The sequence below is a fragment of the Pseudomonas sp. NS1(2017) genome, from assembly GCF_002269425.1.
GTDB classification, from domain to species: Bacteria; Pseudomonadota; Gammaproteobacteria; order Pseudomonadales; family Pseudomonadaceae; genus Aquipseudomonas; species Aquipseudomonas reactans.
Genome location: NZ_CP022960.1, coordinates 1576947 through 1598329, shown reverse-complemented (window position 1 = coordinate 1598329; position 21383 = coordinate 1576947). Strand labels below are relative to the sequence as shown.

General features: G+C 60.9%; 26 protein-coding genes. 8 read left to right on the top strand and 18 right to left on the bottom strand.

Going from position 1 to position 21383, the window contains the following annotated elements; translation table 11 throughout:
* The first annotated feature begins 107 nt into the window (after nucleotides 1–107).
* Entirely contained in the window at nucleotides 108–1268 is a 1161-nt protein-coding gene (locus CI807_RS07655) for an AAA family ATPase (RefSeq protein WP_095017520.1), read from the top strand.
* Nucleotides 1269–1394: 126 nt separating this feature from the next.
* On the opposite strand, the gene CI807_RS07650 is transcribed toward CI807_RS07655, so the two are convergent.
* From CI807_RS07650 to CI807_RS07600, 11 genes are all read right to left on the bottom strand, one after another.
* Nucleotides 1395–2243 carry a transporter substrate-binding domain-containing protein gene (locus CI807_RS07650; protein WP_095014253.1) on the bottom strand — a complete coding sequence of 283 codons (849 nt, stop codon included), beginning with the start codon at nucleotides 2241–2243 and terminating at the stop codon, nucleotides 1395–1397.
* Nucleotides 2240–3016 carry an amino acid ABC transporter ATP-binding protein gene (locus CI807_RS07645; protein ID WP_095014252.1) on the bottom strand — a complete coding sequence of 259 codons (777 nt, stop codon included), beginning with the start codon at nucleotides 3014–3016 and terminating at the stop codon, nucleotides 2240–2242. Before CI807_RS07645 ends, CI807_RS07650 begins: the two co-directional genes overlap by 4 nt.
* Entirely contained in the window at nucleotides 3013–3672 is a 660-nt protein-coding gene (locus tag CI807_RS07640) for an amino acid ABC transporter permease (RefSeq protein WP_095014251.1), read from the bottom strand. Before CI807_RS07640 ends, CI807_RS07645 begins: the two co-directional genes overlap by 4 nt.
* The gene (locus CI807_RS07635) at nucleotides 3653–4318 is read right to left on the bottom strand and encodes an amino acid ABC transporter permease (protein ID WP_003187615.1); all 666 of its coding nucleotides are present in this window, start codon (nucleotides 4316–4318) and stop codon (nucleotides 3653–3655) included. The genes CI807_RS07640 and CI807_RS07635 overlap by 20 nt, the downstream gene beginning before the upstream one ends.
* Before the next feature lie 354 nt (nucleotides 4319–4672).
* Nucleotides 4673–5455 carry a MetQ/NlpA family ABC transporter substrate-binding protein gene (locus tag CI807_RS07630; RefSeq protein ID WP_095014250.1) on the bottom strand — a complete coding sequence of 261 codons (783 nt, stop codon included), beginning with the start codon at nucleotides 5453–5455 and terminating at the stop codon, nucleotides 4673–4675.
* A 127-nt stretch (nucleotides 5456–5582) separates the two neighbouring features.
* Complete coding sequence (locus tag CI807_RS07625) at nucleotides 5583–6509, bottom strand: sigma 54-interacting transcriptional regulator (protein WP_095014249.1); 927 nt, start codon at nucleotides 6507–6509, stop codon at nucleotides 5583–5585.
* Between the two features lie 158 nt (nucleotides 6510–6667).
* Nucleotides 6668–7249 (bottom strand): alpha/beta hydrolase, encoded by a 582-nt coding sequence (locus CI807_RS07620; RefSeq protein ID WP_016975008.1) that lies wholly within the window; start codon nucleotides 7247–7249, stop codon nucleotides 6668–6670.
* A gap of 173 nt (nucleotides 7250–7422) precedes the next feature.
* Nucleotides 7423–7824 carry a biopolymer transporter ExbD gene (locus CI807_RS07615; RefSeq protein ID WP_010565408.1) on the bottom strand — a complete coding sequence of 134 codons (402 nt, stop codon included), beginning with the start codon at nucleotides 7822–7824 and terminating at the stop codon, nucleotides 7423–7425.
* Between the two features lies 1 nt (nucleotide 7825).
* Nucleotides 7826–8548, bottom strand: a complete 723-nt coding sequence (locus tag CI807_RS07610) for a MotA/TolQ/ExbB proton channel family protein (RefSeq protein ID WP_095017519.1) — start codon at nucleotides 8546–8548, stop codon at nucleotides 7826–7828.
* A gap of 51 nt (nucleotides 8549–8599) precedes the next feature.
* The gene (locus CI807_RS07605; RefSeq protein WP_095014248.1) at nucleotides 8600–9412 is read right to left on the bottom strand and encodes an energy transducer TonB; all 813 of its coding nucleotides are present in this window, start codon (nucleotides 9410–9412) and stop codon (nucleotides 8600–8602) included.
* A gap of 240 nt (nucleotides 9413–9652) precedes the next feature.
* Complete coding sequence (locus tag CI807_RS07600; RefSeq protein WP_095014247.1) at nucleotides 9653–10504, bottom strand: LysR family transcriptional regulator; 852 nt, start codon at nucleotides 10502–10504, stop codon at nucleotides 9653–9655.
* Nucleotides 10505–10612: 108 nt separating this feature from the next.
* On the opposite strand from CI807_RS07600, the gene CI807_RS07595 reads away from it, so the two are divergent.
* The 3 genes from CI807_RS07595 (at nucleotide 10613) to CI807_RS07585 (ending at nucleotide 13263) form a co-directional block, all read left to right on the top strand.
* The gene (locus CI807_RS07595; RefSeq protein WP_095014246.1) at nucleotides 10613–11074 is read left to right on the top strand and encodes a nucleoside deaminase; all 462 of its coding nucleotides are present in this window, start codon (nucleotides 10613–10615) and stop codon (nucleotides 11072–11074) included.
* Nucleotides 11061–12230 carry a CynX/NimT family MFS transporter gene (locus CI807_RS07590; protein WP_095014245.1) on the top strand — a complete coding sequence of 390 codons (1170 nt, stop codon included), beginning with the start codon at nucleotides 11061–11063 and terminating at the stop codon, nucleotides 12228–12230. The genes CI807_RS07595 and CI807_RS07590 overlap by 14 nt, the downstream gene beginning before the upstream one ends.
* A 97-nt stretch (nucleotides 12231–12327) precedes the next feature.
* Nucleotides 12328–13263, top strand: a complete 936-nt coding sequence (locus tag CI807_RS07585) for a LysR family transcriptional regulator (RefSeq protein ID WP_095014244.1) — start codon at nucleotides 12328–12330, stop codon at nucleotides 13261–13263.
* Here CI807_RS07585 and CI807_RS07580 read toward each other — a convergent pair.
* Complete coding sequence (locus CI807_RS07580) at nucleotides 13154–14248, bottom strand: fatty acid desaturase (RefSeq protein ID WP_095014243.1); 1095 nt, start codon at nucleotides 14246–14248, stop codon at nucleotides 13154–13156. The two genes, CI807_RS07585 and CI807_RS07580, sit on opposite strands and share 110 nt — an antisense overlap.
* A 101-nt stretch (nucleotides 14249–14349) precedes the next feature.
* Here CI807_RS07580 and CI807_RS07575 point away from each other — a divergent pair, with 101 nt between their 5' ends.
* Nucleotides 14350–15354 (top strand): AraC family transcriptional regulator, encoded by a 1005-nt coding sequence (locus CI807_RS07575; protein ID WP_095014242.1) that lies wholly within the window; start codon nucleotides 14350–14352, stop codon nucleotides 15352–15354.
* 47 nt (nucleotides 15355–15401) lie between these two features.
* Here CI807_RS07575 and CI807_RS31265 read toward each other — a convergent pair whose 3' ends face one another.
* Nucleotides 15402–15719: a hypothetical protein gene (locus tag CI807_RS31265; RefSeq protein ID WP_157742006.1), complete on the bottom strand. Its 318-nt coding sequence runs from the start codon at nucleotides 15717–15719 to the stop codon at nucleotides 15402–15404.
* A gap of 101 nt (nucleotides 15720–15820) precedes the next feature.
* The gene (locus CI807_RS07570) at nucleotides 15821–16186 is read right to left on the bottom strand and encodes a response regulator (protein WP_095014241.1); all 366 of its coding nucleotides are present in this window, start codon (nucleotides 16184–16186) and stop codon (nucleotides 15821–15823) included.
* Nucleotides 16187–16284: 98 nt separating this feature from the next.
* On the opposite strand from CI807_RS07570, the gene CI807_RS07565 reads away from it, so the two are divergent.
* Both CI807_RS07565 and uraH read left to right on the top strand, forming a co-directional pair.
* Nucleotides 16285–16758 carry a heme-binding protein gene (locus tag CI807_RS07565; protein WP_016975024.1) on the top strand — a complete coding sequence of 158 codons (474 nt, stop codon included), beginning with the start codon at nucleotides 16285–16287 and terminating at the stop codon, nucleotides 16756–16758.
* Nucleotides 16759–16781: 23 nt separating this feature from the next.
* Complete coding sequence (gene uraH, locus CI807_RS07560; RefSeq protein ID WP_095014240.1) at nucleotides 16782–17192, top strand: hydroxyisourate hydrolase; 411 nt, start codon at nucleotides 16782–16784, stop codon at nucleotides 17190–17192.
* A 1-nt stretch (nucleotide 17193) separates the two neighbouring features.
* On the opposite strand, the gene CI807_RS07555 is transcribed toward uraH, so the two are convergent.
* Complete coding sequence (locus CI807_RS07555; protein WP_095014239.1) at nucleotides 17194–17886, bottom strand: Crp/Fnr family transcriptional regulator; 693 nt, start codon at nucleotides 17884–17886, stop codon at nucleotides 17194–17196.
* Nucleotides 17887–17969: 83 nt separating this feature from the next.
* On the opposite strand from CI807_RS07555, the gene CI807_RS07550 reads away from it, so the two are divergent.
* Nucleotides 17970–18497: a DUF962 domain-containing protein gene (locus CI807_RS07550; protein ID WP_095014238.1), complete on the top strand. Its 528-nt coding sequence runs from the start codon at nucleotides 17970–17972 to the stop codon at nucleotides 18495–18497.
* Nucleotides 18498–18564: 67 nt separating this feature from the next.
* Here the strand turns inward: CI807_RS07550 and CI807_RS07545 are convergent, their stop codons facing one another.
* Genes CI807_RS07545 through cysT form a run of 3 tightly spaced genes read right to left on the bottom strand, consistent with a single transcriptional unit; the run spans nucleotide 18565 to nucleotide 21253 of the window.
* Complete coding sequence (locus CI807_RS07545) at nucleotides 18565–19545, bottom strand: sulfate/molybdate ABC transporter ATP-binding protein (protein WP_016975028.1); 981 nt, start codon at nucleotides 19543–19545, stop codon at nucleotides 18565–18567.
* A 3-nt stretch (nucleotides 19546–19548) separates the two neighbouring features.
* On the bottom strand, nucleotides 19549–20421 hold the full coding sequence (cysW, locus tag CI807_RS07540; protein WP_010214166.1) for a sulfate ABC transporter permease subunit CysW: 873 nt from the start codon (nucleotides 20419–20421) through the stop codon (nucleotides 19549–19551).
* A gap of 13 nt (nucleotides 20422–20434) precedes the next feature.
* A complete protein-coding gene (gene cysT / locus CI807_RS07535; RefSeq protein WP_016975029.1) occupies nucleotides 20435–21253 on the bottom strand; it encodes a sulfate ABC transporter permease subunit CysT in 819 nt (272 codons plus the stop codon).
* Nucleotides 21254–21383: the final 130 nt, after the last annotated feature.

Sequence of the window (21383 nt, the reverse complement as noted above, 5' to 3'; positions counted from 1 at the left end):
CGTGATGCCGACGTGCCAGTGTGTATGCGACTGTGAGCTTAGTTCAGGGTTCCTTATCTGCATGGAGGCTCCCATACTCCAATGGTTCCCACGCCGACTGAATGCCCATGCTCAAGACCCTCGCGGTGGCCAATTACCGCTCGATCAACAAATTGGTAGTGCCCCTGGACCGGCTGAACCTGGTGACAGGGCCCAATGGCAGCGGAAAATCCAACTTGTACCGCGCCCTGCGCCTGCTGGCGGAAACCGCCCAGGGTGGGGTGATCAATGCGCTGGCCCGTGAGGGTGGGCTGGATTCGACCTTCTGGGCGGGGCCCGAGACTATCAGCCGACGCATGCACAACGGCGAAGTGCCGATTGAGTCCACCGTGCGCCAAGGTGTGAAACGCCTGCGCCTGGGGTTTGCCGGGGAGGATTTCAGCTACGCCATTTCCTTGGGGTTGCCTGAACCGAGCGAGTCGTTTTTCTCCCTCGATCCCGAGGTCAAGAAGGAATGCATCTGGGCCGGCCCCATCTACCGCCCGGCCAGCCTGCTGGTACAGCGTTCCGGGCCGATGGTGCGGGCACGTGAGGGCCGCGCCTGGGATGTGCTGGCCCAGCACACGCCGAACTACCACAGCCTGTTCGATCAGGTCGGCAGCCTGCGCGGTTCACCGGAGGTGTTGCTGCTGCGCGAAAGCATCCGTGGCTGGCGCTTTTACGATCACTTTCGCAGCGATGTGGACGCGCCAGTGCGTCAGCCACAACTAGGCACACGCACGCCAGTGCTCCATCACGACGGGCGCGACCTGGCAGCGGCGTTGCAGACGATCCATGAAATTGGCGATCCCGAGGCCTTGCAGCGGGCAGTCAGCGATGCGTTTCCCGGCGCGCGCCTGAATATCGAGCCCTTGCAGGGCGGGCGCTTTGCGATTGAGTTTTATCAGGAAGGGTTGCTGCGACCGTTATCGGCGGCGGAGCTGTCCGACGGCACCTTGCGTTACCTGCTGCTGATCGCGGCGCTGCTCACACCTCGACCGCCGACCATGATGGTGCTGAACGAGCCGGAAACCAGCCTGCATCCGGACCTGCTGCCGGCGTTGGCGCGCTTGATTATCCAGGCGTCCCGACAATGCCAGGTGTGGGTGGTGTCGCATGCCAGCCGCTTGATTGCGGCGTTGCAGCAGGATGAGGGGTGCAATTCGATTGTGCTGGAGAAGGTGTTGGGGGAGACGCGGATCGTCGGGCAGGGAATTTTGGATGTGCCCGCGTGGCATTGGCCAGAATAGGCGGTGTCCTTCAGGGCCTCATCGCGGGCAAGCCCGGCTCCCACAGTTTTGATGTGTGAATACTTTCAACTGTAGGAGCTGGCTTGCCTGCGATAGCGGTGGATCAGTCACTCAGTTATTAGCTGATCAGCCCTGCCACTTCCCGCCTTCAACAATCACACTCTCCGGCTTGGTGTCATCGCTCAGCTCCTTACGCACATATTGGTCGTACAGCTTGAGCAGGAATTTCTCCTCGCCCAACTTGGCCAACTCGGCATTCACCCAGTCACGCAGTTCGATGTTGCCCTTCTTCACGGCCGGTGCAATCGGCGCTTCATCGCCAAGTTTTTCTTCCAGCACACGGTAGCCCGGGTTCTGCTTGGCCCAGCTGAACAGCACCAGGTTGTCCTGGGCATACGCATCACCACGGCCGGCAGACAACGCCTGCAACGACTCGGAGTTTTTCTCGAACTTGAGCAGTTTCCAGTCCGGGTGGTTTTTGGTCAGCCAGATATCGGCGGTGGTGCCGGTGGTAACGATGGTGGTGCGGGTGGCCAGGTCATCCAGGCTTTTGACGGCGCTGTCGTTCGGCACCAGGGCCTGTACCGCGACTTTCAGGTTGGGGTTGGTGAAATCGACGGCGTCCTTGCGTTCCGGGGTCACGGTCATGTTGGCGAGGATCAGGTCGACCTTGTCGCTTTGCAGGAACGGAATGCGGCTGGCGGGCTCGACGGCAACGAACTCGACTTTGTTTTCATCGCCCAGCAGGTCCTTGGCGAATTGGCGGCCGATGTCGGTATCGAAACCAACGTAGCGGCCGGCTTCGTTCACAAAACCAAACGGTGGTTTGTCGGTGAATACACCGACGATCAGCTTGTCGCGAGCCTTGATCTTATCGATGTAACTGACAGCGGCAGGTTTTACAGGCTCTTCGGCCTTTTTATCGCAGCCGGCCAGCAGTGCGACGGCAAACAGTGGCAGCAGTAACTTTTTCATATCAGCTCCAGTTCCTTGGTTTTCTTGGGCAGTGTTGAAACAAAGGAGAACTTCTCCAGGAACTGCTGCGCACGTGCGGTTTGCGGGTTCGTAAAGAATGCCTCGGGGGTGTTCTGTTCGAGGATGCGACCGGCCTCCATGAAGACCACGCGGTCGGCGACGGCGCGGGCAAAGGCCATTTCGTGGGTAACGATCAGCAAGGTCATGCCATCGCGGGCCAGGCCCTGGATCACTTCCAGCACTTCCTTGACCATTTCCGGGTCGAGGGCTGCGGTGACTTCGTCAAACAGCATGACCTGAGGGTTCATGCACAACGAGCGGACGATAGCGATGCGTTGCTGCTGGCCACCGGAGAGCTGGCGCGGGAAGGCGTCGCGCTTGTCGGCCAAGCCCACGCGTTCCAACAATTTCTCGGCCTGTTCGCGGGCTTCGCGCGGGTCGCGCTTTTGCACTTTCAACGGGCCGAGCAGGAGGTTGTCGAGCACGCTCATGTGCGGAAACAGGTGGTAGCTCTGGAACACCATGCCGATGTCCTGGCGCACGTGGCGCCAATCGGTTTTCTTGTCCAACAGCTCGTTGCCGGCAAAACGCAGGCTGCCGCTGTGGGCCACTTCCAGGCCGTTGAGGCAACGCAGCAAGGTGCTTTTGCCGCAACCGCTGGGGCCGAGGATCACCACCACTTCGCCGCTTTGCACGCGCAAGTCGATGCCCTTGAGCACCTGCGCCTCGCCGAAGAATTTGTTGAAACCCTGGAACTCGATCAATGCACTCATGCTTGGGCCCAGCGCCGTTCCAGCACCTTGGAGACGGCCGACAACGGGTAGCAGATAAAGAAGAAAAACAGGAACAGCACGCCGTAGATCAATACCGACTCATAGGTGCGTTCGATGATTTGCTGGCCGACCTTGATCACGTCCACCACGCCGATCAGCACCGCCAGGGAGCTGGTCTTGATGATGCGCGTGTAGACGTTGATGGTCGGCGGCGTCATGCGTTTCAAGGCTTGGGGCAGCAGCACGTAGCCGTAGAGCTGCGGGTCCGAGAGACCAATCGACAACCCCGCTTCACGTTGCCCGCGTGGCAGCGAATGCAAGGCACCGCGCACCACTTCGCCCACCTCGCTGGCGCCCCACAGTGACAGCACCAGCACCACGCACCAGAAACTCGGAATGCTCAGGCCGAAGAAAATCGGCAGCCCGAAAAACAGCAAGTACAACCACACCAGCACCGGGATCGCGCGGAACAGTTCCAGGTACACCCGCAGCACCGCGTTGATCAGCCGGTTGTTCAAGGTGCGCAGCACGCCGTACAGCACCCCGCCCACCGTGCTGAAAGCGATGCTCAAGAATGAAATCGACAGGGTTTGCGCAGCGCCCTTGCCCAGTTGCGGCAACGACACCCACAGCAACTCAAGACCCGAACTGGCCATGCTGGAGCCTCCTTTCCAGGCGGCTGAGCAACAGCGACAGCGGCAAGAACAGCAACACGCAGATCAACGTCAGCACGGCGAGCATTTCGTAGGTCTTGTAGTAGAGGGCGATGTAGCTCTTGGTGGTGTAGAGAATCTCCGGCACCGCCACGGCGGAAACCACGGTGGTCTCCTTGAGCAAGAAGATGAAATTGGCGAACAACGCCGGCAGGCTGAGGATGCCGGCCTGAGGCAGGATCACATGGCGCAGCAGTTGCCAGTCGGACAGGCCGATGGACTTGCCCGACTCGATCTGCGCCAGCGGCACCGCTTCCACACCGGCACGCAGCACTTCGGTGAGGTAGGCGCCGCCGAGGAAAGTCATGGTAATGATCGCCGCCCAGAACCCGGAAATATTGAAGCCCAGGGCCGGCAGCGCGAAGTACACGAAGAACAGCTGGATCAGCAGCGGCGTATTACGCGCCAGCTCCACATAGAGCGCCACCAGGCGCGACAGGTAGGGCGTGCGGAACACCAGCAGCGCCGCGTTGATCAGCGCCACCAGCAACGAGGTGGCAATGGCGATCAGGCCCACTTGAAGTGTCACGCCCACGGCTTTCAGAAACGCCGGGAGCGTGCTGAGGATAAAAGCGAAATCGAAGGTCATTTCCAGTCCATGACGCCGCAGGATAATGCAGCGAGCGCAATCCGATCCGGTGTGGGTAACGCCGGGTAGCGCGAACTTTAAAGGTATAAAAAAGAAAATTTAAATACCAAAATAGCATATTGATATCACCCAAAAAGATAACCCCCGGGTTCGCGGGTTTGGCGAGTGGCAGCTATGGTTGGAGGGTCTGAGATTCGAGGGATTGAACCATGCAGGAAGTGAAACCGATGGATCCGCAGGAGTTGGTGAAGTGGTTGATGGCGCTGCGCAGGGCGATTAATAGCACGTCATAAAAAAACGCCGACGCTGTAACAGCCGTCGGCGTTCAAACCTTGAAGGGGGTTTTGAGTTACATCAGAACGCAGGCACGACCGCGCCGTTGTACTTCTTCTCGATGAACGCTTTGACTTCCGGGCTGGTCAGGGCCTTGGACAGTTTCTGGATAGCGTCGCTGTCCTTGTTGTCCGGGCGAGCCACCAGGAAGTTCACGTACGGCGACTTGGCGTCTTCGATGATCAGCGCATCTTTGGCCGGGTTCAGGCCAGCTTCCAGGGCGTAGTTGGTGTTGATGACATCAAGGTCAACCTGGTCCAGCACGCGTGGCAGCAGCGCCGATTCCAGCTCCTTGAACTTCAGGTTTTTCGGGTTGCTGGCAATGTCTTTCGGCGTGGACAGAGCATTGGTCGGGTCTTTCAGCGTAATCAGACCGTTCTTTTGCAGCAGCAACAGGGCACGGCCGCTGTTGGAGCCTTCGTTCGGGATGGCCACAGTGGCGCCATCCTTGAGCTCAGAGATGTTCTTGATCTTTTTCGAGTAACCGCCGATGGGTTCAACGTGCACGCCGACCACGGTCACCAGGTTGGTACCCTTGCCCTTGTTGAAGTTTTCCAGGTACGGCAGGGTCTGGAAGTAGTTGGCATCGAGGCGCTTTTCGGCCACCTGCGTGTTGGGTTGAACGTAGTCGGTGAAGACTTTGATCTGCAGGTCCACGCCTTCTTTGGCCAGGGTCGGCTTGATCAGCTCAAGGATCTCGGCGTGGGGGATCGGGGTCGCGGCAACGACCAGTTTCTCGTTGGCCTGGGCCAGGCCGGCAGTCAGGGCAGCCGCCAGTGCGGTAAACAACAGAACCTTTTTCATGCAGTGTCCTTATCGGAATTGCGGGGCGTCTCTGACGACCGTTTTTTATGTGATGTGCCAGCGAAGTGCTATCGCGGCATGGAAGGGACAATACCTAGATTTTTTATTCCCGAACAATATCTTTTATTCACGTTGATATTCCATTTTGTTCATGTAGGAATTTACGCAGAGTTTCCTGCTCGGCGGGGCTGGCACTCTGGAAAATGCGCTGCACCTGTTCCAACGGCGAACCTGCGACCGGCAGGTTCAGATGCTCGGGCAGGATCTCGTCGCCGCTGCTCACCAGCAACGCGAAGTGAATGACGTTTTCCAGCTCACGGGTATTGCCCGGCCAGCTATGGAGCTCCAGCACGCGCTGGGCGGCATCGCTGATCAGCGGCACCGGCAGGTCCAGACGCTGGCTGTAGATACCCAGGAAGTACTCGGCCAGGGACAGGATGTCACCCACGCGCTCGCGCAGTGCGGGCAAGTCCAGCCGCCCTTCACTCAAGTAGTGGAACAAGCGCTCATGAAACTTGCCGGCTGCCACGGCCTGGGCCAGGTCGATGCTGGTGGCGGCGACCAGGCGCACATCCACCGGGCTGGGCTGATGAGCGCCGACGCGGGTGACTTCGTGATTTTCCAGCGCGGCCAACAGCTTCACCTGGATCGGCAGCGGCAAATCGCCGATCTCATCGAGGTACAAGGTGCCGCCATTCGCGGAACCAAACCACCCGGCCCGGCTGCTGGCCGCGCCACTGTGGCTGCCGGCGGCATAACCGAACAATTCAGCATCGGCATAAGTCGGGCTGATCGCCCCGCAATTGACCGAGACAAACAAACCGGTACGGTCGCTGCCACGGTGGATATGCCGCGCCAACAGCTCTTTACCACTGCCGGTCTCGCCGCGAATCAATACGGGCAAGGCGCGCGGCGCGAGGCTTTCGAGGTCTTCGCGCAGTTGGCGCGAACGGGGGTCGACAAACACCAGCGCTTTGGCGCGGATGCTCAGCGGGCTTTTTTCGGCGTCGGGGAAGGTCAGCAATGGCTGACCGTAGGTTTCATGCAGACTCATGGCAGGCTCCCGCCCCCAATCCACTTAAGGGACGGGGCGTTGAAAAAGTGTAGGAGCGAGCTTGCTCGCGAAAAACGTCAACGATGATGCAGCGCTACCTGTGAATCCACGTCGCCTTTGCATTCTTCGCGAGCAAGCTCGCTCCTACATGATTGGCTTTAGGCAGTGCGCCGGGCGTGATGCTCAAGGCGGCTTTGCAGGCGATAGAGATAAGCGAAGCCCTGTTCCCAACGTTGGTGGCCGGACTTCACATTGATATGCCCGGCACCGGACAGAATCCCGGCTTCGGCGCCCCAATTGCGTGCCAGCTCCAGCGCCCGAGGCGCGCTGACGGCACTGTCGTTGTCGGAACTGACCACCTGGCTTGGGAACGGCAGCAGGTCGGTTGGAATGGGCGCGAAATTACGCAAGGCAGGCGAGCAAGCAGGTCGTTCGACATCCGCCGGGGCCACCAGCAAAGCACCACGCACCTGGCGCAGGAACTGCACCGGCGCAGTGGCCGCCCAATGCGCCACCGTGATGCAGCCCAGGCTATGGGCGATCAGGATCACTGGCGTGCTGTCGGCCGCAATGGCCTCGGCCAGCGCGGCGACCCAGTCTTCGCGGCGTGGGGTCAGCCAGTCGGCCTGCTCCACACGGGCGCTGTTGGGCAGGCTGTTCTGCCAGTGACTTTGCCAATGATCTTCTGGCGATCCTTGCCAGCCCGGCACGATCAGGTAACGAATCGACTCGCTGTGCATGGGTGTGCCCTCCTGCAGCGTTTAACGTTGCTGAACAGTATAGGGACGGGGGTTATATTCGTTAAGGAATAAGAAGCTATTTATTAATAACCAAAATCACAAAAGGATTTTACGCAAAAAAAAGGCCGCACCCTGCCAAGGAGACGGCCAAAAAATTGTCGAGGCTTTTGCAATTAACGTGCGGTAATCACCGACAACTTGGTAATCCCCGCGCGCTCGATAGACGCCATGGCTCGCGCCACTTCGCCGTAGTTCACGCCATCGTCAGCCTGCAGTTGCACCCGCACATCGGGGTCCTTGGCCTTGGCCGCCTGCAGATTGAATTCCAGTAGGTCCGGCTGGATTTCGTCCTTGTTGATAAACAGTTTGCCGGCGCCGTCGATGCTCACCACCAGCGGGTCTTTCTGCTCCACCGGGGCCACAGCCTCGGTCTTGGGCAGGTTGATCGGGATTGCGTTGGTCAGCAGCGGCGCGGTGACGATGAATACCACCAGCAGCACCAGCATCACGTCCACCAGTGGCGTGACGTTGATCTCGCTCAGCACCTCATCGCTGTCTTGCGTGGAGAAGGCCATGTCAGGACGCCTCCTTCACTTTCTGCGGGCTGCCGGCAGCGGTTTTGTTCAGGGTCGGGTGCAACAGTACGCGGAAGGAATTCTTCTGGGCCAGGCTATAGAAGTCGTGGGCAAAGTCGTCCAGGTCCGCAGCCGTCAGCTTCAGGCGACGCAGGAAATAGTTGTAGACCAGCACCGCAGGCACCGCGACGGCGATACCCACACCGGTCGCGACCAGCGCCGCACCAATCGGGCCGGCCACGGTTTCGAGGCTGGCGGAGCCCGCAGCGCTGATGCCCTTGAGCGCTTCCATGATGCCCCACACAGTGCCGAACAGACCGATGAACGGCGAGGTGCTGCCGATACTGGCAACCACAGCCAGACCTGTTTCCAGGGAGCGGCGCTCACGCACGATCTGCTGGCGCAGGGCCCGTTCGAGGCGGTCCTGGTGGTTAATCGCCTGGCTCAGGTCCGCCGCGTGCGGGGTTTCGCCCACCTGAATCGCCGCGTAACCGGCCTGGGCCACGCGGGCAGCGGCGCCCGGCTGGGTTTCGGCCAGCTCGGCAGCCGAGTCGAGACTCGACGCCGCCCAGAACTGTTTATGGAACTTGCGATCCTGCGCCTTGAGGCGGCCGAACTGCACGCCCTTGAGCAACGCCAGGCCCCAGGTGGCGACCGAAAAGACCACCAGCAGCCAGATCACCGCGCTTTCGATGGATTCAAGTGGAGATGCTAATGCCATGATGTGTTCCCTCTGTGCAGGTCGCGGCGTGTGCAACACACCGCAGCCGAATAGTTAGTGAATCTTGAAATCGATCGGTACGCTGACCCAGCCGTCCTGGGCCACATCGCCCTGCTTGGCCGGCACGAAACTCCAGCGTTTCACCGCGGCCAGCGCAGCGTCGTCGAGTTGCTGGCGACCGCTGCTTTTCTGGATCTGGATCTCACCCGGTTTGCCGCTGGCCAGTACCTGCACCCTGAGCAGCACCGTGCCTTCCCAACCGCGCCGCTGAGCCAGTGACGGGTATTCCGGCGCCGGGTTCTTCAGGTACGCGGCGTTGGCCGAAGCGGGTGTAACCGGGGCCGGCGCTGGTGGTGCAGGAGGCGCAGGTGGTGCCGGTGTCGGTGGCGCGGGCGGCTGCTCGACCGGCTTCGGTGCGGGCTTGGGCTCAGGCTTTGGAACCGGCTTGGGCTTGGGTTTCGGAATCGGTTTAGGCGGCGCTGGCTTGGCGGCCAATTCATCCACCACCGGCGGCGGTGGCTCGACCACAGGCGGCGGTGGTGGTGGCGGCACGGGAGGCGGCGGTTCCACCACGGGAGGTGCCGGCTGGGAGAATTCGATGGTCATCGGCGGAATTTCCGGTGGCACAATCGGCAGCACCGGGGTCGGCTTCTGGCTCACCCAGTAGATCACCGCGCCGTGCAGGGCCAGCACCAGCAAACCCAGCAGGATCCCTTCGCGACGGCTAGAGAAACGCTTCGGCGTTTTCTGCGTGCGCGACTGCCCCAACGGCGCGCGATGCGGCCGGCCAAGGTCGACCAACTCACCACCCGGTGCCTGGCGCCATTGCGCCTCGTGTGCACTGGCGGCGGTCTGGACATTGCCCATTGATTCACTCCCTACGGTTTTTGACACAAAAAACCGACAGGCCTGCATGGGAGGCCGTCGAGGGCTGAATCATCGGGGCCAGACGCTTATCTCTTAAAGTAATCTTTAAAGTTATACATAGATCTAAATTGAATAAATGAAACACTCAGAAACGGCAAAGCCCCGTCCTACGCGGGCTTGCGCAAAGGCGTTGTATTTGAATGCCTTTCAGGCATAAAAAATATTCAGAAAAGGCATTGCTCAGACAGGGCTGTTCGCACACAAATCGAGCAACTGGCGTTGCAGACTTTGCCCTGCCGCACCCAAGCCACTGCGGCCATACAGTGCCAGCCGCACACCTTCCACCCTAGGCAAGCCGCTGTCCGGACCCAATACGCTGTGCCCTGGCTGTACGACTCGACGGGGCAGCAAACTGATGCCCAACCCCGCCGCCACCGCCGCACACACGCTCGCCAGGCTCGCACTGGAATACCCGATGCGCCAGCGCCAGCCGCCGACTTCCAAGTGCTGCAGCATTTCATTGCGGTACAGGCCGCCTACGGGAAATGCCACCAACGGCAACGGGACGCGTCCCAAGGACGGCGTGCTGTGGCTATCCACCCAGCACAAAGGCTCCGGCCATGAGGCCAGGCAGTCGTCGCTGTCGCCCATCTGCTTGACCAGCAAGACGTCGAACTCTCCGCTGCGGTACTGGCGCTGCAACTCGGGACCGAGGCCGCTGGTGACCTCCAGGCGCACCCTTGGGAAAGCCTGCACAAACGCCGACAGCAGCGGCATCAGCCGTTCGGATGCAAAATCCTCCGGCACACCAAGGCGCAGCACTCCGTCGCTTTGCTGGCTGATCAACACATCGGCGGCTTCTTCATGCAGCGCCAGGATGCGCCGTGCATAGGCCAGCAAGCGCTCGCCTTCCGCAGTAGCGACCACCCGGCGCTGATCCCGGTCCAGCAACTGACACGCCACCGCCTCTTCCAGTCGGCGGATCTGCTGGCTCACCGTGGATTGGGTCAAGTGCAGGCGCTCGGCGGCGCGGGTGAAATTGCCGCAATCCACTACGGCGACAAAACTGCGCAACAACACGGGATCGAACATGGCCGCTTACCATTCCATTTGCCACTGGTTGGCATGGTTATATTTAATTTCAGAATACCCCGACGGCTGCCCATACTTCACCCTCCAATCATGCCCGGAGGGATTTCCATGACCGACGATCACCAGCACCTGCAACGCGCGATCCAACTTGCCCAGACCAACGTCGCCCAGGGTGGCCGACCGTTTGGCGCGGTGTTGACGCAAGGCGGCAACGTGCTGGTTGAAGCGGTGAATGAAATCCACCTGACCCAGGACCCTACCGCCCACGCCGAATTGTTAGCGATCCGCGCTGCCAGCCGGCAACTCGGCGCGCGTCTGGACGGTTGCGTCATCTACGCCAGCGGCCAACCCTGCCCGATGTGTCTGAGTGCCATGTACCTGTGCGGTGTGGAACGGGTGGTGTTTGCCGCCAGCAACGAGATGGCCGAGCCATTTGGCCTGTCGACGGCGGCGATCGGCCAGCAGGTGGGCCTGCCAGTGAGTGAGCAGCGCCTGCCGATCCTGCATCTGCCTGATGCGGCCATGACCACGCTGTACCAGCACTGGAAAAACCTGCATGCCCCTGAATAAATCCCTCGCTGGCTGGGGCCTGTTGGTGGTCCTGGGCCTCAACCTGCGGCCGATCCTCAGCTCCATCAGCCCGTTGCTCGGTGAGATTCGCCTGGCTACCGGCTTGAGCTTCCAGAGCAGCGCCCTGCTCACCAGCCTGCCCGTGGTGTGCATGGGCCTGGTGGCGCTGGTGGGCGTGCGGGTTGAAGCGCAACTGGGTGAACGCCGTGGCATTGCCCTGGGCTTGATGATGATCCTGCTGGCGTGCCTGGCCCGCTGGCTGATGGGCCAGGGTTCGACGCTGCTGGTGACCGCGTTGCTCGGTGGCGCCGGTGTCGCGTTGATCCAGGCGTTGGTGCCAGCGATGATCAAGCGCGAATTTCACCACCGCGTGCCGGTGGCGATGGGGGTTTACTCTGCCTCGCTAATGGCCGGTGGTGGGCTGGCGGCGCTGATCAGCCCAGTGGTGGCCACGCATTTCCAGCAATGGGAAGCCGGGCTCGGTGTGTGGTTGCTGCCGGCGTTGGCCGCACTGTTGTTATGGGCCTGGTTGCCCCTGGGCGCGGCAAAAAGCGCGACAGTCATCCCGGCCTTCAAAGGCCTGCGTAATCGCCGTGCGTGGCTGCTGGCACTGTATTTTGGCTTGGTGAATTGCGGCTACATGAGCATGGTGGCGTGGCTGCCGGCCTACTATCAGCAACTGGGTTGGGGCGTACTGCCCAGTGGTTCGTTGCTGGCCTTCATGACGATCTTTCAGGTGATCGCCGCGCTGGTGATGCCAGTATTGGCACAACGCGGGGTCGACCGTCGGCCGCTGCTGTGGGTCAGCCTATTGGCCCAGACCATCGGTTACCTCGGCCTGCTGATGGCGCCGTTGCAGTTTCCTCATCTGTGGGTGGCGCTGTGCGGATTCGGCCTGGGTGCCTGCTTTGCCCTGAGCCTGTTGCTGACTCTCGACCACCACCGCGACCCGCGCCAGGCCGGGCAACTGGCGGCGTTCGTGCAAGGCGTGGGCTTTTTGATCAATGCGATTTCGCCGTGGCTGACCGGCTGGCTGCGTGAACTCACCGGCAGCTTTGTCAGTGCCTGGGTGGTGCTGACGGTGACAGCGGTGGCGATGCTGGTGGTGACCCGCGTGTTCAACCCCGCCACTTACCGCACGGCACCCGCTCTATAGATATGCATTTAAGATCTAGATAAAACAAAAATGCTTCATTGACGGAATAAGCGGCCCGCTTAAAATCCCGGTTCCCCTATAGGATGCCGGGCACACCATGGACCTTCGTCAACTGCGCTACTTCATCGCGCTCAACGAGCACCGCAGTTTCGTGCGCGCGGCGGACGCCATGGGCATCACGCAACCAGCGTTCAGCCGCAGCATCCAGGGCCTGGAACAGGAATTCGGCTGTGTGCTGGTGGACCGCGCGAACAAAGACCTGCGTCCCACTCCCGAAGGCCAGGTGGTGTTGCAACACGCATTGAGCCTGGTGCAAGGCGCGGCGTTGCTGAGCCATGAAGTCACGCGCATGACCAAACTCGACGCCGGCGAAGTACGCTTCGGCAGCGACGCCGTGGCCGCCGTGAACCTGGTGCCCCAGACGATGGCGCGCTTTGTCTCCACCTACCCCAAGGTGCGCACTGCGTTGCAGGTGGATAACTGGGAAAAACTCGGACGCAGCCTGAACCGTGAAGAGATCGAATTCTTTATCGCCGATGTGCGTCACTTCGAGGCTGACCCGAACTTTCAGACCCAGGCCCTGACGTCTCGGCGCAGCGTGTTTTTCTGCCGCGCCGGGCACCCGCTACTGGCCAAGGACAGCCTGTCCACCAACGACCTGTTCAGCTACCCGCTGGCCACGCCACTGATTGCGCCCGGCATTCGCAAGCTGCTGGCCAACCTCAGTGGGCGCGTCGACTTTGCGCCCGCCATCGAGCTTGAACAGTTCGCGGCGCTGGCCACCATCGTGCGGCAATCCGACGCCATCGGCCTTGGCGCCGAAGAGGCTTTCGTCGAGGCATTTGCCAGTGGTCAATTACACGTGCTGCATTGGCGCAATCTGCCACACGCGTTGGACAGCCTCAGCAACCGTTGCGGGGTGATCAGCCGCGCTGGGGTGCGTTTGTCGCCTGCGGCGAAGGCGTTGATCGAAACCCTGCTGGCGGTGGAAAACCCAGCCGATTGGCCCGCGCGAACGTCCCGAAATCATTGAAGCGCACACCCATCTCAGCCATCACTTTGTGCGCCACCCTGGCGGTCATCTGGCGGATGTAAAACGGTTCCTTCACCACAAAATGGTGGATGCCGTGGGTGCTGCCGAAGTTGAAGCAGAACGCCTGCAGAGGCCACATCCACCACGGGTTCAACACCTGGGTCTGCTGGATCACATTGCCCAGTTCCACATCGCCGTAGTAGTGCATGTTGGAGCTGACAAAGTGCAGGCAAAACGTACGCAACACATTAGGGCCGATGATCACCACGGCAGCGATATCAATCACCTGCATCATCTGCAAGGTGCCGGCTGACCACGCGATGGGCGCACCGAGCAGACTGGCAATGCCATTGGCGGCATGAAAACCGAGGAACACGTACCACGTGCCCCAATGCAGCAGCGCCAGCGGTGCATACACCAGCAGCGAACGCTTGAGGATCGTCAGTTTGTGCTTCCAGGTCTTGGCCCGCAGGATACGGATGAAGGCCGACATCACGTTGTCGCCGACCATCAGCAACCGCGCAAAGCCCCAGGGCTCGCCGTTGGTGATGGCGCGCTCTTCCATATCGGTCTCGGTGCCGGAGACCTTGTGATGGTTGAGATGCAGGTGCCGGCGCACCCACGGGTTGATCGTGCTCGGCCGCGCCAGCCACACCAGGCCCATCATCAGGTTGTGGGGCAGGCGCTGCTTGCGAAAGTACATGCTGTGGATCAGGTCGTGTTCCAGCTCGTGGGTCAGTGAAGCCAGGAACGCATTGAGCAGCAGGCACACCCACCAGGCCATATGACCCGTGATGTAGAGCGCCGCCGAGCCCAGCATGCCGAGCAGTGCAAACGCCAGGATGCCCGCGCCCAGCGCGTCCTGATGCAGCAGCCAAGGGTGTTGCTGGCGCAGTCGCACGCCTTCGGCCAGCACCACTTCACGGATATGCGCCGAGCGCTGTTGCGCGTTCATCTGCTGGGGACTTGCAGAAGTACCGTCCATGCTTCCATCCTCTTGTTTATTGATGCTCACATCCTGCCCCAAGCGATCAATCAGGATGCTAGCCCCGGACGCCAACCTGTTGACCGCAAGCGCCAATTGCCATGACCGAACCCACCTCCCTCGCCAGTTGGACCCGCGCCCTGCGCAAGCAGCTCGACGCCCTGGGCCTCGACAGCGCCGCGTTGTGCCAGCAAGCCGGGCTCGACCCGCAGCAGATGGACGATCCCAACGCACGCTACCCGCTGTCGGCCACCACGCGCTTGTGGGAGCTGGCGGTGCAGGCCAGCGGCGATCCAGCGATTGGGCTGCGGGTGTCGCGGTTCGTCAGCCCCACCACGTTTCATGCGTTGGGGTATGCGCTGGTGGCCAGTGGCAGCTTGCGGGAAGTGTTCGAGCGCATCGTGCGCTATCACCAGGTGGTCAGCGATGCCTTGAGCCTGGAGCTGAGCGGCGATGGCGAACGCTATCGGTTTCGCCTGCTGCAACTAGCGGACAGCCCCGCGCCAGCGTTCGAGGCCATCGACGCGTTTGCGGCGATCTATGTGCGTACCTGTCGCAATCGCCTGGGCCGCGAGTACGCGCCGCTGGCGGTGTACCTGCGAAGGCCGGAACCGGCAGATCCCAAGCCATGGCACACGGTGTTTCGCGCGCCGGTGTTTTTCGGCGCTGAGGAAGACCGCCTGGAGTTCGCCGCCCAGGATTTCGACAGCCACCTGGACGATGCCAACCCCGAACTGGCCGAACACAACGAAACCGTGCTCAAGCGCACCCTCGCCCAACTGCAACCGCTGACCTGGGAGCGCAAGGTCCGCCGGGTGATCGAAGCGCAGTTGCCCGACGGCGAACCCAGCGCCGAGCGGGTTGCGCAGGCGCTGCACCTGAGCCTGCGCAGCCTGCAACGGCATCTGGCGGATGAGGGCTGCCGGTTTGATGCGCTGCTCAATGAGTGCCGGGAGAACCTGGCGTTGCTGCATTTGCGTGATCCGCAGTGCTCGTTGGCCGAGATCAGCCATTTACTTGGGTTCGCCGACACCAGCAGTTTCAACCGCGCGTTCAAGCGCTGGACGGGGATGACGCCGGGGCAGTTTCGGGAGGGTTTGCGCTAGCAGTACCGACCTCCCGAAACTTGTCAGCGAAAAAAGGGCGTACGGCTTCAAGATGTCACTGTAAATTCAATAAAAGGTGTCCAAGGCGAGCGCAGCCGGTTATCTGTTTGCCAGCCGAACACTTTAAAAGTACCAGGCCCCAGATAAGCGTCAAACTCCCAGCCCCCGTGCTCTCTCACTTCGGCACTGCCAAAATCATCGCCATTAGTCGGGACAGTGAAAAAATAAACCCGCCAACCAGGAAGGCCAGTGCCTGAAAACTTGACAGGGTTCGAGTAAGTTTTACCGCCCTGCGGGGTACTTACCACTGGAGGCTCTATTGCAGTATTTTCTGGAACGTCCTTTGTTGCGGGTTTAGATGACATGAGTGCTCACTCCTTGAATGTCACAATTGACGATCAAAGTCTGCGCTCCCTTAAACACCCAATCTACTGTCAAACTTGACAGGTACGAGCCTACTTACAGGCTAGCGCCCACGATCACGCCGCAACACCTTCTTCACCCGCGCCACCAAGGCCTTGGCTTCAAACGGCTTGAGCAAGTAATCATCCTCATGCAGTTCCAACCCGCGCAGACGGTCCTCGATCCCTTCCGGGGTCGTCAAGAACAACACCGGCGTCTCGCCCTTCTTGCGAATCGCCTGCTGCAACTTCCAGGCATTCAAACCCGGCAACATTACATCCAGGATCACCAAGTCATAGTCAGTGCTTTCCACAAACCGCTGAGCTGCCATGCCATTGGCTGCGACTTCTACGGCGAAGCCGGCCTCACTCAAGCCCTGGGCCATGAGTTGCGCCAATTTCGGCTGGTCTTCCACTAACAACACCTGCATGCCTACCTCTTGGTTCATTACAAACCTGTAATCGAATTGTTCGGCTTTTGAGCGAGACCGCTGGCTAAGGTAGCGGCCTGCTTTCTGGAGCCGTTCCCATGTACCGCAATGCCTTGTTCTTGAGCTTCGCCATCAGCGCCAGCGTCCTGGCAGCACCACCGCTGCCGCGCCACGCCGACCTGGATTTGCACACCGCACGCCAACTGGCAGACGCCAGCCTGGCGCAGTGCACGGCGGCACTTACCGTACTCGACCGGGGCGGTAATCCATTGCTGAGCCTGCGAGCCGATGGCGTTGGCCCGCACAACAGTCTCGCCAGCCAACGCAAGGCATACACCGCGCTATCGACAAAAACCCCGACTCGCTTGTTTGCCGAGCGCGCCCGCAACAACCCCGAAGCGGCCAACCTTAACAGCTTGCCCGAATTGCTGTTGCTCGGTGGCGGCGTGCCGTTGTTCGCCGACGCTGAACTGGTCGGTGCACTCGGCATCGCCGGTGCCGGCGGCGCTGCGCAGGACGAAGCCTGTGCCATCAAGGCTGCCGAGCAACTGGGCTTGCGCATCACCCCCTGACTCCACCTCGAAAGGACCTCTCGATGAAAACCCTAAGCATGACCCTCGCCGCCCTCAGCCTGAGCAGCCTGTGCAATCTGGCATTCGCGGACGGCAACCCCCTGAGCGTGCACGTGCTCAACCTGGAAAACGGCCTGCCGTCTGCCGGTGTCAGCGTCACCCTGGAGCAACACGTAGGCGATCACTGGCAGTCGCTGTCCGAAGGTGTCACCAACCAGCAGGGGCGCATCGCCGAACTGTTCCCGGCCAACCAAGCCATGAAGCCCGGCGAGTACCGCGTGGTGTTCAAGACCGGCGATTACTACAAAAAAGCCGGTCGCGAGACATTTTTCCCCGAAGTGCCGGTCATTTTCCAGGTCAAGCAGGCCGACCAGCACTACCACATTCCACTGCTACTCAGCCCTTACGGGTTCTCCACGTATCGCGGCTCCTAGTTCAACCGTCGACGCCTGCGGCTTGCCGCAGGCGTTGCAGGTCGAGCACCTCAATCGCACCGTAACTCAAGCCGAGGATGCCCTGCTGCTCCAGCGCCTTGAGCAGACTGTTGATGGTCTGGCGCGACAGGCCCAACATCGCCGCCAAATCTTCCTGCGGCAACTGCAGGACGCGGCGCGTCTGGGCTATTTCACCGTAGCCTTCGGCGATCATCAGCAATCGATGGGCCAGGCGCACCGACGTGGGCATCAGGCTTATCTGTTCGATATTGATCAACGACAGGCGCAATTTGTGGCTCATCAGCAGCGCCACATCCCGCCAGTACACAGGGTGTTTGTCGAGGATTTCGAGCATCAGCGCCTGCGGTATCTGCAACAGTGTGCACGGACCCATTGCCAGCGCATCGTGCGTGCGCGGCAAGCTGTCAAACAGGCATATCTCACCGAACCAGTAAGGTGATTCAACCAGGCTCAGTACCGCTTCCTTGCCTTGGGCATTGACCGCGCTGATCCGCACGGCACCTTCCAGCACCGCATACAAGCCGCAGGGCGGATCGCCGCGCTTGAACAGATACTCTCCCGCCGCGAGCTGTCTCACGCGGGAATTAGCCAGCAAGCTATGCTGAAAAGGCGCGGGCAGGTGGCTGAACCAATGACCGGTGGCCAACCGCGAGCGCCATTGTTCCGCGTCCATGTGAACTCCTAAGATTGTCGCCCAACTGACAGTTCGCCACCGGCTGACAAGGCATGATCAAGCATCCTACAGGAGGAACAACAATGAAAAGCCTCGTCGACCACCTCAGTCAATACGCTGCCTACCATCGCGACCCGCGCAACATCGCCAGCCACTTTGTCGGCATCCCGCTGATTGTCGTCGCGGTAGCCGTGCTTCTGTCCCGCCCTGAATGGGCTGTCGGTGGGCTGTGGATCTCACCGGCCGTTCTTCTAGCGCTGTTTTCGGCGTGGTTTTACCTGCGCCTGGAGTTGGCACTGGGCGTGCTGATGACGGTATTGATGGGCCTGTCGGTATGGGCCGGGCATGTGCTGGCGGCGCAGAGCACGTTGGTATGGCTCAGCAGCGGCATTGGGATGTTTGTGGTGGGTTGGGTGATTCAGTTCGTCGGGCATTACTACGAAGGCAAGAAGCCAGCGTTTGTGGATGACGTGTCGGGGCTGATCGTGGGGCCGTTGTTTGTGGTGGCGGAGTTGGCGTTTCTGCTGGGGCTGCGGCATGCGCTCAAGCAGCAGATTGAAGACCGGTCAGGGCCCATGGCACGCCGCGATCTAAAGCCTAGTAAGGTCTGAATGTGGGAGCGGGCTTGCTCGCTCCCACAGTTTGATCCCATTCCACATTTAGCGTGGTGGCGGGTTCTTAGGCTTTTTGCCAGACCTTTGGCTTGAAGAACAGCGTCTCGCCGCGTGCCAAGTTGGTCAGGCTGTCGTGGTCTTTCACCACTTCGGCTTCGATCAATTCGCTCTGGCCTTCGACCTTCAAGGTCACACGCGTGGTCGCGCCCAGCGGGCGAATATCACGTACTTCCGCCGCGTGATGGTCTTCCAGCTCATGCCGCGACAGCGACACTTCGTGCGGGCGGAACAGCACGTGTTTGTCTTCACCCAGGTGCAGCCGGTTCGAATCACCGAGGAAGTGATAAACGAAGTCGCTCGCCGGGTTTTCGTAGACGTCACCCGGTGAACCGATCTGCTCGATCACGCCCTTGTTCATCACCACGATGCGGTCGGCGACTTCCATGGCCTCTTCCTGGTCGTGGGTCACGAACACCGACGTCAGGTTGATGTCTTCGTGCAGGCGCGCCAGCCAGCGACGCAGTTCTTTACGCACCTTGGCGTCGAGGGCGCCGAACGGTTCGTCCAGCAGCAGCACTTTGGGTTCGACCGCCAGGGCGCGGGCCAGGGCGATACGTTGGCGCTGACCACCGGACAACTGCTCCGGGTAGCGATCCGACAGCCAATCCAGCTGCACCATGTTCAACAGCTCATGCACCTTGACCGCGATCTGGCTTTCGTTCGGGCGCTGGTTCTTCGGTTTCATGCGCAGGCCGAACGCCACGTTGTCGAACACGGTCATGTGGCGGAACAGCGCGTAGTGCTGGAACACAAAGCCGACGTTGCGATCACGCACGTCGTGGCCGGAGACGTCTTCACCGTGAAACACGATGCTGCCGTCATCCGGGGTTTCCAGGCCGGCGATGATGCGCAGCAAGGTGGTCTTGCCGCAGCCGGACGGGCCAAGCAACGCCACCAGCTCGCCACTCTGGATGTCCAGGTTGATGCTGTTCAGGGCCTTGAAGGCATTGAAGTTCTTGCTGACATTACGGACTTCGATCGACATGACTTATTCCTCAGCCGCACCGGCGCGCAGGCGATTTATACGGTTCTCGCTCCACTGCTTGAGCAGCAGGATGAAGAGCGCCAGGATCAGCAACAGACTCGCCACCGCAAACGCGGCAACGTGGTTGTATTCGTTGTAGAGAATCTCGACGTGCAGCGGCAAGGTGTTGGTCACGCCGCGAATGTGGCCGGACACCACCGACACCGCGCCGAACTCACCCATGGCCCGCGCGGTACACAGCACCACGCCGTAGATCAAACCCCATTTGATGTTCGGCACAGTCACATGCCAGAACATCTGCCAGCCATTGGCACCGAGCAGGCGCGCAGCCTCTTCTTCCTGGGTGCCCTGCTCCTGCATCAGCGGGATCAGCTCACGGGCCACAAAGGGCACGGTGACAAAGATGGTCGCCAGCACGATGCCGGGCAAGGCGAACACGATCTGGATGTCATGGTCCTGCAGCCACGGGCCAAAGAAGCCCTGCGCGCCAAACATCAGCACATAGACCAGGCCGGCGATCACCGGCGACACCGAGAACGGCAAATCGATGAGCGTGACCAGGATGCTTTTGCCACGGAACGAGTACTTGCTCACGCACCACGCGGCGCTGACGCCGAACACCAGGTTGAGCGGCACCGAAATCACCACGGCGATCACCGTGAGTTTCAACGCCGATAACGCATCGGGTTCGAGGATCGCGGTGAAGAACGCGCCGAGGCCGTTCTTCAAGCCCTGGGTCACCACGATAAACAGCGGCAACAGCAGGAACAGCGCAAACACCAGCCAGCCAAGGCCGATCAGGATACGTCGCGATGCCGCGCTGCCACGACGGGCAGCGTTGGCCGAGGACGCGGCGGAAATAGACGATTGGGACATGTTCCGCGCCTCCTTATGGACGTTCGATGCGCCGCTGCAACAAGTTGATCAGCAGCAGCAGGACAAAGGAAACCACCAGCATCAGCACGCCGATGGACGTGGCGCCGCGGTAGTCGTATTGATCGAGCTTGACCATGATCAGCAGCGGCAGGATCTCGGTTTTCATCGGCATGTTGCCGGCGATGAAGATCACCGAGCCGTACTCACCGACGCCACGCGCGAACGCCAGGGCGAAACCGGTCAACCAGGCGGGCAGCAATGCGGGCACCAGGATGTGACGGAACACCTGCAACGGCTTGGCGCCCAGGCAAGCGGCAGCTTCTTCGACTTCCCGGGGGATATCGGCCAGTACCGGCTGCACCGTACGCACCACGAACGGCAGCGTGACGAAGGTCAGCGCCAGGGTGATACCCAACGGGGTGTAGGCGATCTTGAAGCCCAGGTCGGCGGCGAACTGGCCAACCAGGCCGTTAGGCGTGTACAGCGCGGTCAGCGCGATACCGGCGACGGCGGTGGGCAGGGCGAACGGCAGGTCGATCATCGCATCGATGACCTTGCGGCCGGGGAAGGTGTAGCGCACCAGCACCCAGGCCAGCAGCGTACCGATTACGCCGTTGATCAAAGCGGCGTACAGCGCGGTGCTGAAGCTCAGTTGCAACGCCGCCAGCACGCGTGGTGCGGAGATGATGTTCCAGAACTGATCCCAGGTGAGTTGAGCGGCGTGCACAAACATCGCCGCGAGGGGGATGAGTACGATCAGGCTGAGGTACACCACGGTGTAGCCCAGCGTCAGCCCGAAGCCGGGTATGACGGGGGAGATACGACGCGACATAAGAGTCCTTGGTTAGCGGAACAGACATGCAAAACCCGCAAACGAATGCGGGCTTTCCTGACCCTCTGTAGGAGCGGGCTTGCCCGCGAAGATCGTCAACGAGAACGCGAGCTGTCTGGATGCACGCGGT